This window comes from Streptomyces sp. NPDC018693 (assembly GCF_044391385.1).
Taxonomy (GTDB): domain Bacteria; phylum Actinomycetota; class Actinomycetes; order Streptomycetales; family Streptomycetaceae; genus Streptomyces.
The window spans coordinates 25580-40442 of sequence record NZ_JBIRZZ010000009.1; the positions used below are offsets into that span (position 1 = coordinate 25580).

The window sequence follows — 14863 nt, forward strand, 5'->3', positions numbered from 1 at the left end:
GGGAGGTTGTCAAAGCCACCAGAACTCACGGGGCGTCCGGAGACGGACTGCCGGGCGGCACGTCTGAGGCCGGCGACGGGCGGACCCCTGATGTAAGTGGCTGACAAGCTCTTCGCGACTTACAATGGCTGCTGAGGCGGCGACCACTCAATCAACCAGCCTCGTCAACCGTCCGCTGGGCGGGCAGGGGCACCTGCACCCCAAACCCTTGGATTACGCTCGGACGCATGGCCGACGCACCGTACAAGCTGATCCTCCTCCGCCACGGCGAGAGCGAGTGGAACGCGAAGAACCTGTTCACCGGCTGGGTGGACGTCAACCTCAACGAGAAGGGCGAGAAGGAGGCGATCCGCGGCGGTGAGCTGCTCAAGGACGCCGGCCTGCTGCCCGACGTGGTCCACACGTCCCTCCAGAAGCGAGCGATCCGCACCGCCCAGCTCGCCCTCGAGTCCGCGGACCGCCACTGGATCCCCGTCCACCGCAGCTGGCGCCTGAACGAGCGCCACTACGGCGCCCTCCAGGGCAAGGACAAGGCCCAGACCCTCGCCGAGTTCGGCGAGGAGCAGTTCATGCTGTGGCGCCGCTCCTACGACACCCCGCCCCCGCCGCTCGAGGACGGCGCGGAGTGGTCCCAGTCGGACGACCCCCGCTACGCGACGATCCCGCCGGAGCTCCGCCCCCGCACGGAGTGCCTCAAGGACGTCGTCCTGCGCATGCTCCCGTACTGGTACGACGGCATCGTCCCCGACCTCCTCACCGGCCGCACGGTCCTCATCGCCGCCCACGGCAACTCCCTGCGCGCCCTCGTCAAGCACCTCGACGGCATCTCCGACGCCGACATCGCGGGCCTGAACATCCCCACGGGCATCCCCCTGTACTACGAACTCGACACCGACTTCAAGCCGGTCACCCCAGGCGGCAAGTACCTGGACCCGGCCGCGGCCGCAGCGGCCATCGAGGCGGTCAAGAACCAGGGCAAGAAGAAGTAGCGCCCCTCGCTGAAGCCCCCTGCCTGCGGCCTCGCCGTCTGCAGGGGGCTCGGTGTTTTCAGGTGTGAGGAGCTCAATGGATCTTTCGCCGACGGCGCTCAACCGTGTGGCGAACAGCTGCATCGGGGCCGTTCCGGCAGCCGGAGGCATCGGCGTCGCCTATCGGCTCGGCGTGAGGCGGGCAGTCACGGCTGGTGGTCCGCGGCCTCCTGCGCACTCGGGTGATCGACCGGAGCGAGGTGGACCCCCGTCACGGCCCTGATGCAGGGTTCGGGTGAGATCGCGGCCACCCGGCTCCACAAGGAGCGCGCGGTCAGGAGGCTGCGACGCTGGGCGGGGCGGCGGTAGGACTGGCTCATTACCCGTCGGGTAATCGACCGCTCTCCCCGCCCCCGGCAGGATCGGACGTGTCGGTGGGAGTTCCCGTCGTGGTCCGGTCGTAGCCGTGAGGAGAGAGGCATGTCCGTGAAGTCCAGTGCTGGGACGGTCGGTTCGGATGCCGAGGTCACCCGGGCCGTAGTCGAGGAGTTTCTCGCCGCGCGGATGGCCGGGGACACCGGGCGGCTCGTCGGGTTGTTCGCCGATGAGGTGGACTGGGTGCTGGCCGAGAATCCTGGGGTGCCGTGGATCCGGCCTCGCTCTTCCGCCGCCGAATGTGCCGCGCAGGGTGCGGAGTTGATGGAGCACACCGTGCCCGAGGATGCGCGGGCCTCTGTCGATGCGTTTCTCGTCGATGGTGCCGATGCCGTCCTGATGGGGCATCTGTCCGGGACCGTGCGGGCGACCGGGAAGTCCTTCGAGGGGCCGTTTGCGCTGCGGCTCACCGTCGAGGGTGGGCGGATCGTCCGGCATCACCTGTACGAGAACAGCCTGTCGATCGCCGAGGCGTGTGCGCCGTGAAGGGGGAGAGGGGCACCGGTGGCGTCACCGGTGCCCCTCTCCGTCGTACGGCGTCGTACGGCGTGGTCAGCCGCACTGGCAGGGGCTGCCCGACTGGCAGCCGCAACCGCAGCCCGATCCGCAGCCGCAGGCGGCGATCAGGTTGAGGCTCCTGATCTCCGCGGGCTGTTCGGTGGGGCGGTCCTGGGTGGGGTCGGGGGTCGTGCTGGGGGATTCGGCCATGGTCCCTCCTCAAGGCTGGTGCCTGTGCCCATTGCATGCCCCGTCCACTGGGCGCATCAACGGCGCACAGTGGCTTGCACGCGCCCCGAACTGGCAGAAACCGAGCTGTCCCTCTCGGCCGTGACTGGCGCATGTCGCGCATGGTGGCCAAGGAGCCCTCCGGGGCCCGAGGTACCGGTGCCGGGGCCGCCGGCGCGCGCCCAGGCAGAGCCCACGAGCCACGCCGGGGGGCCGGCGTATGCCCGAGAGGGAGCCAAGGAGCCCCCGCCGAGAGTCCACGGGCTGCTGCCGGGACTGCCGGCGCGTGCCACCGAGTGGCCCCTGGTGCCCTGTCGGCTGGCGTGTGCGCGGCCCTGGGTGTGGGCAATTGAGTCCGCGCTGGGGTGGTTGGCGCGGTGTCCGAGGAGCCCGTGGTGCCCTGCCCGGTGGCGTGCGCGCGGCCCACCCGGCTCAGGGTCCCCGTCGGGGTGGCGTGCGCGGGCCCTCGGAGGGGGCCGACAGTCACCACCCCCGATCGCCTACGCCCCCTCCACCGTCGACGGCAGCTCCTGCTGGAGTTCGTCCGCGTGTTCGCCGGTGACCAGGAAGACGACGCGCTTGGCGACGGCGACCGCGTGGTCGGCGTAGCGCTCGTAGTAGCGGCCCAGGAGGGTGACGTCGACGGCCGTCTCGATGCCGTGCTTCCAGCGCTCGTCCATGAGGTGCTGGAAGAGGGTGCGGTGGAGGAGGTCCATCTCGTCGTCGTCCTGCTCCAGCTGGAGGGCCAGGTCGACGTCCTTCGTGATGATCACCTCGGCCGCCTTCGCCATCAGGCGCTGCGCCAGCTGTCCCATCTCCAGGATCGTCGCGTGCAGGTCGCGCGGCACCGCCCGCTCCGGGAAGCGGAGCCGGGCCAGCTTGGCGACGTGCTGGGCGAGGTCACCCGAGCGTTCCAGGTCGGCGGACATCCGCAGCGACGTGACGACGATCCGCAGGTCCGTCGCCACCGGCTGCTGCCGGGCGAGCAGGGCTATGGCCCGGGCCTCCAGGTCGTGCTGCAGCTCGTCGACCTTCTTGTCGGCCTCGATGACACTCTCGGCCAGCTTCAGATCCGCGTCGAGCATCGCGGTGGTGGCGCGTCCGATCGCCGACCCGACCAGCCGGGCCATCTCCACCAGACCGTCGCCGATCGAATCCAGTTCCTCGTGGTACGCGTCACGCATCAGGCATCCCTCTCATACTCATCTGTGTGTCCTGGGGCCACGCTCCCACGGTCCGCCCCGTACGCGTCGGTTTCCGTCACCTCAAATGAACCACCCTTGGCTCCAAGGTGAACTCTGAGCGACGAGTGCTTGAGGTCGCACCTCGACGGCTGTGGCCATGTCGTACCCCATGCCTAACCTGGACGCATGGACGTGAACGCGGCGGTCGCCGCAGCGGCAGCGATCGCCGGGGTGCTCACCGGCGTCATCGCCATGCTGGCGTTCCGTTGGAGCGAACGCGACCTGAAGCGCCCCACCCGCACCTCCCTGCACACCGACCCGGTCCTGCCCCCGGGCGTGGACACCGTGCTCTCCGTGCTGCGCTCCTCCGCGGTCGTCCTCGACGAGGCCGACGCCGTCGTCAAGGCCAGCTCGGCCGCGTACGCCCTCGGACTGGTCCGCGGCGGCAAGCTCGCCGTGGAGCCCATGCTCCAGATGGCCCGCGACACCCGGCGCGACGGGGAGATACGCCAGGTCGAGCTGGACCTGCCCCGGCGCGGCGGCGGACGCGGCGAGGCGCTCGCGGTCTCCGCGCGCGTGGCGCCCCTCGGCTCCCGGCTCGTGCTGCTGCTGGTCGAGGACCTCACCGAGGCCCGGCGCATCGAGGCGGTACGGCGCGACTTCGTCGCGAACGTCAGCCATGAGCTGAAGACCCCGGTCGGCGCGCTCTCCCTCCTCTCCGAGGCCGTCCTCGACGCCTCGGACGACCCGGAGGCCGTGGAGCGCTTCGCCGGCCGGATGCAGATCGAGGCCACCCGCCTCACCAACCTGGTGCAGGAGCTCATCGACCTGTCGAGGGTGCAGAACGACGATCCGCTGGAGGACGCGGAGCCCGTCCGGGTGGACGAGCTGGTCGCCGAGGCGATCGACCGCTGCCGGCACCAGGCCGGCACCAAGCAGATCACCATGGCCGCCGGCGGCACCGCCGACCTGCACGTATGGGGCCACCGCGGCCAGCTCGCGGCCGCCCTCGGCAATCTCGTCGAGAACGCCGTCAACTACTCCCCGGCCCGCACCCGCGTCGGCATCGCCGCACGCCGGGTGACCGCGCACGGCGGGGACATGATCGAGATCGCCGTGACCGACCAGGGCATCGGCATCTCCGACAAGGACAAGGAGCGCATCTTCGAGCGCTTCTACCGCGTCGACCCGGCCCGCTCCCGTGCCACCGGCGGTACGGGCCTCGGGCTGGCGATCGTCAAGCACGTGGCCGCCTCGCACGGCGGGGAGGTCACGGTGTGGAGCGCCGAGGGTCAGGGCTCCACGTTCACCCTGCGACTCCCGGAGGCGGGCGCGGCCCGCAACCGGGACCGGCAGCACTCCGACACCGACGCTCTGGACACTCCCGACGACGAGTCCCCGAGCGGCCCCGGACACCCGGCCGACCCGACCCGCACCTCATCCCACGCCTCACCTCACGCCTCACCCCAGTCGTCACCTCACGAACCCCCCGACTCCACCGCGTACGAAACGCTTCCCGCTCCGGAGGTCCTTCCGTGACCCGTGTGCTCGTCGTCGAGGACGAGGAGTCCTTCTCCGACGCCCTGTCGTACATGCTCCGCAAGGAGGGCTTCGAGGTCGCCGTCGCGGCGACCGGCCCCGACGGACTCGACGAGTTCGAGCGCAACGGCGCCGACCTCGTCCTCCTCGACCTGATGCTGCCGGGGCTGCCCGGCACGGAGGTGTGCCGCCAGCTGCGCGGCCGCTCCAACGTCCCCGTGATCATGGTGACCGCCAAGGACAGCGAGATCGACAAGGTCGTCGGCCTGGAGATAGGGGCCGACGACTACGTCACCAAGCCGTTCTCCTCCCGTGAGCTGGTCGCCCGCATCCGCGCGGTGCTGCGCCGGCGCGGCGAGCCGGAGGAGGTCGCTCCGGCCGCCCTGGAGGCGGGCCCGGTCCGCATGGACGTCGACCGCCACGTCGTGACGGTCTCCGGCTCGAAGGTAGACCTCCCCCTCAAGGAGTTCGACCTCCTGGAAATGCTGCTGCGCAACGCCGGCCGCGTCCTCACCCGTATGCAGCTCATCGACCGCGTCTGGGGCGCCGACTACGTGGGCGACACCAAGACCCTCGACGTCCACGTCAAGCGCCTGCGCGCGAAGATCGAGCCGGACCCGGGCGCGCCGCGCTACCTGGTGACCGTGCGGGGGCTGGGCTACAAGTTCGAGCCGTAGGCCGCCGCGGGAAGAAGGTACGACGAGAAGGGCGGCGCCCCGTGCGGGGTGCCGCCCTTCTCGTGTGCAGGTGTACGCGGCTCAGTGCTGAGCGGCGGACTCCGAAGCGGACGGGGACTCCGTGCCGTGCTCGGCCTCGTCGCCGTGGGAGCCCTCCTCGGAGGACTGCGTCTCGGTGGCGGTCGCCGTCGGGCTGGGCAGGTCGCTCGGGCCCCAGGAGGCGTAGAAGCCCTCGGCGGGGAAGACGAAGGCGCGCAGGCTGACCTCGCCGGTCTCGCTGAAGGCGAAGGTCACCTTCTGGGCGTTGCCGTCCTGGACGTCCTCACCGGGGCTGGTCAGCTCGGCGCTGGCGTTGTTCTCGCCGCCGATGACGAGGGAGCCACCGGCCGGGATGGTGACCTTGTCCTGGCCTTCGGCGGGCTTGAGCTCGGCCTTCCCGGCGCCGTCCACGGTGATCGAGTCCAGCGTCTGGTCGGTGCCGCCGCTGTTGAAGATGGTGGCGGAGACCATGGCCGGGCCGTCGGACTCAGGGTCGGGCTGGGTGATGACCACGGCGTTCTGGATCTTGATGACGCCGACGCTGGTGGCCGCGTTGTCCGGCTTGATCTGCAGCGTCTCCGCGTTGTTGCCGGCGGCGCAGGCGGAGAGCGAGGCGATCGAGATCGCGATGGCGGTGGCGGCGAGGGCGCCGCGTCGAAGGCTGCTGCTCACGGCGGCGGCAACTCCTTGAACGCAGGGGCGGCCTTCCTTATAAGGCCGCCCTAAGGATCTGTCAGCGGCCTTAGGTTACCGAGCCGTTCCCAGGCCGCCGCACCCGACCCGCCTCTAACGGGTGCTGGCCGCCCCCGCGCACCCCTGGCCCGGCTGGTCACTCCAGTCACATCTGACTCATGAGTCACTTTGACATCTTCCTGACGTCCGCCATTCACATAAGCGCCGCCGGACCGGAGCCGAGGATTTTCCGTGAAGGAATGTGCGACCGTCCCGGAATTGATCACTCTCCGTTCGCGACGGACTTCCGAGGGCCCTTCGGCGGATGGCGTGATCAATTCCGGAAACGTCTCGGAACGACCCTCCGACCGCCGAACGGAGTAGCGGAAGTCGCACATCTGGAACCGGACATATGGGGATGTTCGGTCGCCCGTACGGTGCTCCGGATGCGTGTACCGTACGCGTTTGACTCCCGGCGAAGAGCCGCTCCGACCTGCGGATACCTGCTTCCCAAGACCCCGCGCAGCACGTCCCTGTCGCTGTTGTCAAGCCCCGAGATATGCCCTGACCTGCGAAAACGCCATTCAGAAGACGCCGTATCCGTGTTACCCTGGATAGCCACGGAAGGGGTACCTGTCACATGACGTTCAAGGTTGGCGACACCGTGGTCTATCCCCATCACGGGGCCGCGCTGATCGAGGCCATCGAAACTCGCCAGATCAAAGGCGTGGACAAGACCTACTTGGTGCTGAAGGTCGCCCAGGGTGACCTGACGGTGCGTGTGCCAGCGGACAATGCGGAGTTCGTCGGCGTGCGTGATGTGGTCGGTCAGGACGGGCTGGACCGGGTCTTCGAGGTGCTGCGCGCGCCGTACGCCGAGGAGCCCACTAACTGGTCCCGTCGCTACAAGGCAAATCTGGAGAAGCTCGCCTCCGGCGATGTCATCAAGGTCGCGGAAGTCGTGCGTGACCTGTGGCGTCGTGAGCGCGAGCGTGGACTCTCCGCCGGTGAGAAGCGCATGCTCGCCAAGGCGCGCCAGATCCTGGTGAGCGAGCTCGCCCTCGCGGAGAACACCAACGAGGACAAGGCCGAGGCGCTCCTCGACGAGGTCCTCGCGTCCTGACGCCGAGCGGTCGCTCGACTTCAGCACATCGAAATGCCGCGGTGCCCGATGACGAACTCCTGTCGCCGGGCGCTGCGGCATGTTCGTACGCAGCTGCCTATCCCCCTGAAAAACACGAGGTACGCGGGTGCCGGGCCCGGGCTGCTGCCCTCGACCGGCGCGTCACGGAAGGGTTCGGTCAAGGAGTCGCGCCCGGCACTCCTCCAGGCCATACCCACGTAGCCTCAAGCCACAAACCTGACAGGAACCGATGTCTGACGATTCGCTTCCCTCCCCGGTAACCGCCCGCACCGCAGCGGTCATTCCCGCCGCCGGCCGGGGCGTACGCCTCGGCCCGGGCGCCCCCAAGGCACTGCGCACGCTGAACGGCACGCCCATGCTGATCCACGCCGTGCGCGCGCTGGCCGCCTCCCGAGCGGTCTCCCTCGTGGTCGTCGTGGCTCCGCCGGACGGCGCGGCGGAGGTGAAGTCGCTGCTCGACGCGCACGCGCTGCCCGACCGTACGGACTTCGTCGTCGTCCCCGGCGGTGAGAGCCGCCAGGAGTCGGTGAAGCTCGGGCTCGACGCGCTGCCGCCCCATTACGACATCGTGCTCGTCCACGACGCCGCGCGCCCCCTCGTACCGGTCGACACGGTCGACGCGGTCATCGAGGCGGTGCGTGAGGGCGCGTCGGCCGTCGTGCCCGCGCTGCCGCTCGCGGACACGGTGAAGGAGGTCGAGCCGGCGGCCACGCCCGGCGATCTGGAGCCGGTGCTGTCCACGCCGGAGCGGGGGCGGCTGCGGGCGGTGCAGACGCCGCAGGGGTTCGACCGGGCGACGCTGGTCCGCGCGCACGAGACCGTGACGGGTGACGTCACCGACGACGCCAGCATGGTCGAGCAGCTGGGGGAGCGGGTCGTGGTCGTGCCCGGTCATGAGGAGGCGTTCAAGGTGACGCGGCCGCTGGACCTGGTTCTGGCGGAGGCGGTTCTGGCGCGGCGGAGGCTGAACGATGGCTTCTGAGCAGGTGGCGGCACCGGTGCTGCCGCGGGTCGGTATCGGGACCGACATCCATGCCTTCGAGGAGGGGCGGGAGCTGTGGTGCGCCGGGCTGAAGTGGGAGGGGCAGGGGCCTGGTCTGGCCGGGCACTCCGACGCGGATGTCGTCGCTCACGCGGCGTGCAACGCGCTGTTCTCCGCGGCGGGGCTCGGGGATCTCGGGCAGCACTTCGGGACGGGGCGGCCCGAGTGGTCGGGGGCGTCCGGGGTCACGCTTCTGACCGAGGCGGCCCGTATCGTCCGTGAGGCCGGGTTCGTCATCGGGAACGTGGCCGTGCAGGTGGTCGGGCCCCGGCCGAAGATCGGTAAGCGGCGGGCCGAGGCGGAGAAGATCCTCTCGGACGCGGCGGGGGCGCCGGTGTCGGTGTCCGGTGCCACGACGGACGGGCTCGGGTTCCCCGGGAGGGGTGAGGGGCTGATGGCGGTGGCTACGGCGTTGGTGGCGCGGGTCGGCTGACAGGGTGCGGTGGGCTGGTGGGCGGGGGTCGCTCGCCGCGCGGCGGGGTGCCTCCCCCAGAGGGGGACCCCAGCGCCCACCCGTGCCGCCTTGGGGGTACCTCCCAGGCCCTCAAGGCACTGGGGGAGGCACGACTGCCCGCAGCGGCGGCTGCCGACATACCCACTCCTCGCCGCCCACTACCCTGGACCCGTGACTATTCGCCTGTACGACACCAGCGCCCGGCAGATCCGTGACTTCTCCCCGCTCAGGGCGGGCTGTGTCTCGATCTACCTGTGTGGTGCCACCGTGCAGGCGGCCCCGCACATCGGGCACATCCGTTCGGGGCTGAACTTCGACATCATGCGCCGCTGGTTCACGTACCGCGGCTATGACGTCACGTTCATCCGCAACGTCACGGACATCGACGACAAGATCATCGCGAAGTCCGCCGAGCAGGGCCGCCCGTGGTGGGCGATCGGGTACGAGAACGAGCGGGCGTTCACCGACGGGTACACCGCCCTCGGCTGCCTCCCGCCGACCTACGAGCCGCGCGCCACCGGCCATGTCACGGAGATGGTCGAGATGATGCGCGGCCTCATCGAGCGCGGGCACGCGTACGAGGCGGACGGCAACGTCTACTTCGACGTGCGCTCCTTCCCGGGCTACCTGGAGCTGTCCAACCAGGACCTGGAGAACCTGCTCCAGCCCTCCGGGGAGGGCGAGACCGGCAAGCGGGACCCGCGGGACTTCGCGATGTGGAAGGCCGCCAAGCCGGGCGAGCCGACGTGGGAGACGCCGTGGGGGCGGGGACGCCCCGGCTGGCACCTGGAGTGCTCGGCGATGGCGCACAAGTACCTCGGCTCCGCCTTCGACATCCACGGCGGCGGCCTGGACCTGGTCTTCCCGCACCACGAGAACGAGATCGCGCAGGCCAAGGCGTACGGCGACGAGTTCGCCCGCTACTGGGTGCACAACGCCTGGGTCACCATGAGCGGCGAGAAGATGTCGAAGTCGCTCGGCAACAGCGTGCTCGTGAGCGAGATGGTCAAGGCGTGGCGGCCGATCGTGCTCCGCTACTACCTCGGCACCCCGCACTACCGCTCGATGATCGAGTACAGCGAGGAGGCCCTGCGGGAGGCCGAGGCGGCGTTCGGCCGGATCGAGGGCTTCGCGCAGCGCGTCGTCGAGCTGGCCGGCGGTGTCGTCGAGCCCGCCCCCGAGGTCCCGGCCGCGTTCGCGGAGGCGATGGACGACGACCTGGGCGTGCCGCAGGCGCTCGCCGTCGTGCACACCACCGTCCGTCAGGGCAACAGCGCGCTGGCCGCCGACGACAAGGAGGCCGCAGTGGCCCGCCTCGCCGAGGTACGGGCCATGCTCGGCGTGCTCGGTCTGGACCCCCTCGACCCGCACTGGGCGGGTGAGGCGGACCGGGGCGAGGATCTGCACGGCGTCGTCGACAGCCTCGTACACATGGTCCTGGACCAGCGGGAGGCCGCCCGCGCCCGCAAGGACTGGGGCACGGCGGACGCCATCCGCGACCAGCTGGGGCGGTCCGGGCTGGTCATCGAGGACAGCCCGCAGGGCCCGCGCTGGAGCCTCGGCCGGCGCTGAAAACAGCACAGGAGTGTGCCGCCCGGCCTCTCGGGCGGCACACTTGCACTCACGTACGTCCACACGCTTCACGAAGCTTCACGCAGAAGACAGGTAGGTCATGGCCGGAAACAACCGCCGCATGTCCGGCAAGAAGGGCGCGCAGGTCGGCAGTGGCGGCCAGCGGCGCCGGGGCCTGGAGGGCAAGGGGCCGACGCCGCCCGCCGAGATGCGCAAGGGGCACGCCAAGCAGCGCGCCGCGCAGGCCAAGGCGCGCCGCACGCAGGGCCGTCCGCAGCAGCGCCGCGGCGGTGGACGGTCGACGTCCGAGCTGGTCGTCGGCCGCAACCCGGTCGTCGAGGCGCTGCGTGAGGGCGTACCGGCGTCGACGCTGTACGTCCAGCAGTTCATCGACAACGACGAGCGGGTCCGCGAGGCGCTCCAGCTCGCGGCCGAGCGCGGCGGGATCAACCTCATGGAGGCCCCCCGCCCCGAACTCGACCGGATGACCAACGGCCTCAACCACCAGGGCCTGGTCCTCCAGGTCCCGCCCTACGAGTACGCCCACCCCGAGGACCTCGCGGACGCCGCGGCGGACGAGGGTGAGGACCCGCTGATCGTCGCCCTCGACGGCGTCACCGACCCCCGCAACCTGGGCGCCGTCGTCCGGTCCGTGTCGGCGTTCGGCGGTCACGGTGTCGTCGTACCGGAGCGGCGTGCGGCCGGGATGACGGCCGGGGCCTGGAAGACGTCCGCCGGTACCGCCGCCCGGACGCCCGTCGCCCGCGCCACCAATCTGACGCGCGCGCTGGAGTCGTACAAGAAGGCGGGCATCGTGGTCGTCGGGCTCGCCGCCGACGGAGAGGTCGAGCTCGGCGAGCTGGAGGCGCTTCAGGGCCCGGTCGTCATCGTCGTGGGCAGCGAGGGCAAGGGCCTGTCCCGGCTGGTCGGCGAGACGTGCGACTTCCGGGTGCGGATCCCGATGCCCGGCGGCGCCGAGTCGCTGAACGCCGGTGTGGCGGCGGGCATCGTGCTGTACGAGGCGGCGCGCCGGCGCGGCTGAACGCACGTGCGCGGGGTCACCCGTGCGAGGCAATCCGGGCGTCGAGGACAAGCTTGACGGGGTCCGGACAGATCCGGCGGGTCAAAGCAGTGTCCTAAACACACGTCACTCGGTTAGATGAGTGTGGACACCAGAACACCCCGCACACCCACGGGGGACCGTTCGTCGGGATTCGGCTCCGGGCTCGACGACGCTCCCGCGCTGAGCATGGTGAAGGTGCCGAGCGATCCGGCGCAGGTCATCGTCAATCACGCGAGCTTCCGCGTGCAGCTGGGCACGTCGGCGGCGCGGCACGCCCAATCCCCGCGGATCGCACGGCACTTGAGCGCTTCCGAGGACACGGCGCGGATCCCCGTCGTCGGCGCTGCGGGCAGAGCCGGCGGCGCCGCCCGGCGGCGGCCCGTCGTGTGGAGCGGCCAGACCGCGCCGGACGACACCGGCGCGCACCGGCTGCTCCAGGCGGTGCGGGCCGGCAGCGTCGGCCACGCCGCCGATCAGTTCGGCGCCGACGCCGGGGCCACCCAGGTCATTCCGCGCATCGACGTCGGCACCGGCTGTCCGGGCGACGGCTACGGCGGCGAGTACGACGCCGACCTCACCGCACAGACCCTGCAGACCCCGGTCGTCGGCGCCCAGCGCAGCCCCGGGGGCGGGGAGCAGCGGCTGCTGCCGCCGATGCGCGGGGTCGGCAGCGTCGACGACGAACCGCGCTACGACCACGCCGGGTTCGGCGCCGGCGCCGCGGACACCGGTGCCACCCCGCGGGTCAAACGGTCCGCTGACGACCCGGCACGGCACGCCTACTACCCCGGGCGCCGGATGAACCTGGGCGTCGTCCTGCTCCCCCTGCGGGTCTTCCTCGGCTTCATCTCCATCTACGCCGGCATGGGCAAGCTGTGCGACCCCGTCTACTTCGACGGCGGCAAGCGCGGCTCCATGGTGAAGTGGCTCAACACCCTGCACCCCTGGGAAGTCGCCGAGCCCCTGCGGCAGTTCGCGCTCCAGCACCCCGTCGGCTCCGGCCTGGTCATCGCCTTCCTCCAGGTCGTCGTCGGTGTGCTGACCATCCTGGGGTGCTGGCAGCGGGTCGCCGCCGTCGTCGGCGCGCTGCTGTCGGCCGCGCTCATCGTCACCGTCAGCTGGAAGACGGTCCCGGTCTACGACACTCCGGACATCATCTACCTCGCCGCCTGGTCCCCGCTGATCATCGCGGGTGCGCCGGTGTACTCGATCGACGGCCGGCTCGCGGCGAGCGCCTGGCGCCGCCTCGGCCCGCGCGCGGAACTGTGGGAACTGCGCCGCTTCGTCCTGCGCCGGGGCGTCCTGGTCACCTCGGTCGTCATCGGCCTGACCCTGCTGATCGGCTCCCTCCTCGGTGGTGCGGTCCGGGACGCCAGCCGTGTGGTCGTGCCCCGGCCGGGCGAGCCGCCGCGCAACGAACTCCCCGGTTCGCCGCTGCCGCAGACCTCCGGCGGCACGTCCGGTCAGCCCTCCATGTCGTCCTCGCCGACGCAGGGCGCCACCTCGGCCCCCGCCACCACCGCCGGCACGGCGACGGCTCCCGGCTCCACCCGGGACACCAGCACCGCCACCACGGGCGGCGCACCCAGCCAGACCCAGGGCATGGTCGGCGGGGCCCCGCCGCAGCAGTCCTCCCCGATCGACGAGGCCCCCAGCACCACCACTTCCGGCCCCACCATGGGTGGCACCAGCAGCAGCGGCTCGACGACGGGCAGCTCGGACGGGGGTTCGTCCTCGTCGTCGTCCTCGGGTCAGCCGGGGCTGGTGGGGGGCCTGCTGGGCTAGCGAGACGTACGGTGAAGAGGCCCCGCACCGAAAGGTGCGGGGCCTCTTGGCACGTGGCCGGCTACCGCCCCAGAGCCGCCAACTCCTTGGCCGCCTCCGTCAGATCCTTCGCCGTGTCGATGGCCCGCCAATACGCCCCCTGAGGCAACGGAAACCCGGCCAGCCGCCGCTCCCGCGCCAACCGCGGAAACGTCGTCCGCTCATGGTCGCCCCGCTCGGGAAGCATCCCGGTGAACTCGGGCGAGAAGACGTACACCCCCGCGTTGATCTCGAACGTGGACGGCGGCGCCTCGATGAAGTCCGTGATGTGCCCGAACCCGTCCGTCTTCACCGCGCCCCACGGAATGCGCGGCCGCGCCAACGCCAGCGTCGCGACGGCGTCGCGCTCGGTGTGGAAGTCGGCCATGTCGCGCAGCGAGAACCGCGTCCAGATGTCGCCGTTCGTCGCGTACCAGGGCCGGTCCGGCCGGGGCAGACGGGCGGCGGCGTACTTGAGGCCGCCGCCGCGGCCCAGCGGCTCGGTCTCGACGACGGTGGTCACCGCGACCGGCAGGTCGGCCGTGTCCAGCCACTTCTGCAGGACCTCGGCGAGATGGCCGCAGGAGACGACGACGTCGGTGACGCCCTCCTCGGCGAGCCAGGTCAGCTGATGCCCGATGATCGGTGTCCCCGTGCCGGGGATCTCGACCATCGGCTTGGGCCGGTCGTCGGTGTACGGGCGCAGCCGCGACCCCTGGCCACCGGCCAGGATGACGGCTTGCGTGGGGCGGGAGGCGGCGTGCGGATGGGTCATGACCGGCACTTTACGCTGGCGCTTGGCCTTGGCCGGGGGTGCCTCTTGAGGGTGGGGGGCTGTGCGTGGGCGGCTGGAGGCCGGTGGGGCTGATCGCGCAGTTCCCCGCGCCCCTGTCGGGCGCGGGGGCGGCTGTCGGTTGTTCTGTCAGCCGTGGGCCGCCATGACCCCCGACGCGAAGGACGTGTCGCAGACCGGGCGGGAGAAGGACTGGGCACGGGTGGGGCCGTAGATACGGACGGCGGCGCGGCCGAGGGTGCGGGCGATGGAGGCGCAGTGCCGGGCGAGGGACGGCTTGCCGTTGACCGCTTCCTGGAGGTGGGTGAGCGCGACGCCCGGGTCCTTCTCCTGGAGCTCGGCGAGGAGCTGGTCGCGCAGCACCTCGTGCGGGGCGCGGGGGGTGCCGCGGTGCGCGGTGGAGACGTCGGAGGCGGTGAGTACCGAGTCCGAGGGGTTCCCGGACCAGTCGACCCGGGTGACCGCGAGGGTTCCCGAGAGCACCATGACGACGGGCAGGACGAGGGCGAGGGAGCGGCCGATCCGTCGGGCGGGGCCTGGGCCGCGTCGCGTCTGGGGAGTGCTGGAGTGCTTCACGGAATGCTTCACGCGGACGAGGGTAGCGCGGGGTAATGATTTGGCGACATTTGGTCACCGGTTCGGGGGATGCCGAAGCGCTTATTTGTGGGTAGGGGGTTGACGGACGCTGCTCGAAAAGGCGGTATTGCCGGGGTATTCCCGCGCATGAAGAAGGGCCCCGCAGGGGTCTGCGG

The 14863-nt window shown here is 71.0% G+C and carries 15 protein-coding genes; 10 read left to right on the plus strand and 5 right to left on the minus strand.

Annotated elements, in window-relative coordinates:
• The first annotated feature begins 227 nt into the window (after window positions 1–227).
• Both ACH5AC_RS23175 and ACH5AC_RS23180 read left to right on the plus strand, forming a co-directional pair.
• Window positions 228–989, plus strand: coding sequence for a phosphoglyceromutase (locus ACH5AC_RS23175; RefSeq protein WP_398863933.1), 762 nt, complete (start codon window positions 228–230; stop codon window positions 987–989).
• Window positions 990–1448: 459 nt separating this feature from the next.
• Complete coding sequence (locus ACH5AC_RS23180) at window positions 1449–1889, plus strand: nuclear transport factor 2 family protein (protein WP_398863935.1); 441 nt, start codon at window positions 1449–1451, stop codon at window positions 1887–1889.
• Window positions 1890–1955: 66 nt separating this feature from the next.
• On the opposite strand, the gene ACH5AC_RS23185 is transcribed toward ACH5AC_RS23180, so the two are convergent.
• Both ACH5AC_RS23185 and phoU read right to left on the minus strand, forming a co-directional pair.
• On the minus strand, window positions 1956–2111 hold the full coding sequence (locus ACH5AC_RS23185) for a hypothetical protein (RefSeq protein ID WP_398863936.1): 156 nt from the start codon (window positions 2109–2111) through the stop codon (window positions 1956–1958).
• A 518-nt stretch (window positions 2112–2629) separates the two neighbouring features.
• Window positions 2630–3313, minus strand: coding sequence for a phosphate signaling complex protein PhoU (gene phoU, locus ACH5AC_RS23190; protein ID WP_398863937.1), 684 nt, complete (start codon window positions 3311–3313; stop codon window positions 2630–2632).
• Window positions 3314–3499: 186 nt separating this feature from the next.
• Here phoU and ACH5AC_RS23195 point away from each other — a divergent pair, with 186 nt between their 5' ends.
• On the plus strand, window positions 3500–4852 hold the full coding sequence (locus ACH5AC_RS23195; RefSeq protein WP_398863938.1) for a sensor histidine kinase: 1353 nt from the start codon (window positions 3500–3502) through the stop codon (window positions 4850–4852).
• Window positions 4849–5529 carry a response regulator transcription factor gene (locus ACH5AC_RS23200; RefSeq protein WP_076087010.1) on the plus strand — a complete coding sequence of 227 codons (681 nt, stop codon included), beginning with the start codon at window positions 4849–4851 and terminating at the stop codon, window positions 5527–5529. Before ACH5AC_RS23195 ends, ACH5AC_RS23200 begins: the two co-directional genes overlap by 4 nt.
• A gap of 81 nt (window positions 5530–5610) precedes the next feature.
• Here the strand turns inward: ACH5AC_RS23200 and ACH5AC_RS23205 are convergent, their stop codons facing one another.
• Entirely contained in the window at window positions 5611–6240 is a 630-nt protein-coding gene (locus ACH5AC_RS23205) for a DUF461 domain-containing protein (RefSeq protein WP_398863940.1), read from the minus strand.
• A 640-nt stretch (window positions 6241–6880) separates the two neighbouring features.
• On the opposite strand from ACH5AC_RS23205, the gene ACH5AC_RS23210 reads away from it, so the two are divergent.
• The 6 genes from ACH5AC_RS23210 to ACH5AC_RS23235 all read left to right on the plus strand — a co-directional run bounded on the left by ACH5AC_RS23210 (window position 6881) and on the right by ACH5AC_RS23235 (window position 13300).
• The gene (locus tag ACH5AC_RS23210) at window positions 6881–7363 is read left to right on the plus strand and encodes a CarD family transcriptional regulator (RefSeq protein WP_003953493.1); all 483 of its coding nucleotides are present in this window, start codon (window positions 6881–6883) and stop codon (window positions 7361–7363) included.
• A gap of 250 nt (window positions 7364–7613) precedes the next feature.
• Window positions 7614–8366, plus strand: a complete 753-nt coding sequence (gene ispD, locus ACH5AC_RS23215; RefSeq protein ID WP_398863941.1) for a 2-C-methyl-D-erythritol 4-phosphate cytidylyltransferase — start codon at window positions 7614–7616, stop codon at window positions 8364–8366.
• Window positions 8356–8859 carry a 2-C-methyl-D-erythritol 2,4-cyclodiphosphate synthase gene (gene ispF, locus ACH5AC_RS23220; protein WP_398863943.1) on the plus strand — a complete coding sequence of 168 codons (504 nt, stop codon included), beginning with the start codon at window positions 8356–8358 and terminating at the stop codon, window positions 8857–8859. The genes ispD and ispF overlap by 11 nt, the downstream gene beginning before the upstream one ends.
• A 192-nt stretch (window positions 8860–9051) precedes the next feature.
• The gene (cysS, locus tag ACH5AC_RS23225; RefSeq protein ID WP_398863944.1) at window positions 9052–10452 is read left to right on the plus strand and encodes a cysteine--tRNA ligase; all 1401 of its coding nucleotides are present in this window, start codon (window positions 9052–9054) and stop codon (window positions 10450–10452) included.
• Between the two features lie 100 nt (window positions 10453–10552).
• The gene (rlmB, locus tag ACH5AC_RS23230) at window positions 10553–11494 is read left to right on the plus strand and encodes a 23S rRNA (guanosine(2251)-2'-O)-methyltransferase RlmB (RefSeq protein WP_398863945.1); all 942 of its coding nucleotides are present in this window, start codon (window positions 10553–10555) and stop codon (window positions 11492–11494) included.
• A 117-nt stretch (window positions 11495–11611) separates the two neighbouring features.
• Window positions 11612–13300, plus strand: coding sequence for a DoxX family membrane protein (locus tag ACH5AC_RS23235; protein ID WP_398863946.1), 1689 nt, complete (start codon window positions 11612–11614; stop codon window positions 13298–13300).
• A gap of 61 nt (window positions 13301–13361) precedes the next feature.
• On the opposite strand, the gene ACH5AC_RS23240 is transcribed toward ACH5AC_RS23235, so the two are convergent.
• Both ACH5AC_RS23240 and ACH5AC_RS23245 read right to left on the minus strand, forming a co-directional pair.
• Window positions 13362–14093, minus strand: a complete 732-nt coding sequence (locus tag ACH5AC_RS23240) for an NDP-sugar synthase (protein WP_398863947.1) — start codon at window positions 14091–14093, stop codon at window positions 13362–13364.
• Window positions 14094–14240: 147 nt separating this feature from the next.
• A complete protein-coding gene (locus tag ACH5AC_RS23245; RefSeq protein ID WP_398863948.1) occupies window positions 14241–14699 on the minus strand; it encodes a hypothetical protein in 459 nt (152 codons plus the stop codon).
• Between the last annotated feature and the right edge of the window lie 164 nt (window positions 14700–14863).

Bases quoted from the DNA above. Each gene is read 5' to 3' on its own strand.
- ACH5AC_RS23175 (WP_398863933.1), top strand. From the start codon at position 228: ATGGCCGACGCACCGTACAAGCTGATCCTCCTCCGCCACGGCGAGAGC.
- ACH5AC_RS23180 (WP_398863935.1), top strand. From the start codon at position 1,449: ATGTCCGTGAAGTCCAGTGCTGGGACGGTCGGTTCGGATGCCGAGGTC.
- ACH5AC_RS23185 (WP_398863936.1), bottom strand. From the start codon at position 2,111: ATGGCCGAATCCCCCAGCACGACCCCCGACCCCACCCAGGACCGCCCC.
- phoU (WP_398863937.1), bottom strand. From the start codon at position 3,313: ATGCGTGACGCGTACCACGAGGAACTGGATTCGATCGGCGACGGTCTG.
- ACH5AC_RS23195 (WP_398863938.1), top strand. From the start codon at position 3,500: ATGGACGTGAACGCGGCGGTCGCCGCAGCGGCAGCGATCGCCGGGGTG.
- ACH5AC_RS23210 (WP_003953493.1), top strand. From the start codon at position 6,881: ATGACGTTCAAGGTTGGCGACACCGTGGTCTATCCCCATCACGGGGCC.
- ispD (WP_398863941.1), top strand. From the start codon at position 7,614: ATGTCTGACGATTCGCTTCCCTCCCCGGTAACCGCCCGCACCGCAGCG.
- ispF (WP_398863943.1), top strand. From the start codon at position 8,356: ATGGCTTCTGAGCAGGTGGCGGCACCGGTGCTGCCGCGGGTCGGTATC.
- rlmB (WP_398863945.1), top strand. From the start codon at position 10,553: ATGGCCGGAAACAACCGCCGCATGTCCGGCAAGAAGGGCGCGCAGGTC.
- ACH5AC_RS23235 (WP_398863946.1), top strand. From the start codon at position 11,612: ATGAGTGTGGACACCAGAACACCCCGCACACCCACGGGGGACCGTTCG.
- ACH5AC_RS23240 (WP_398863947.1), bottom strand. From the start codon at position 14,093: ATGACCCATCCGCACGCCGCCTCCCGCCCCACGCAAGCCGTCATCCTG.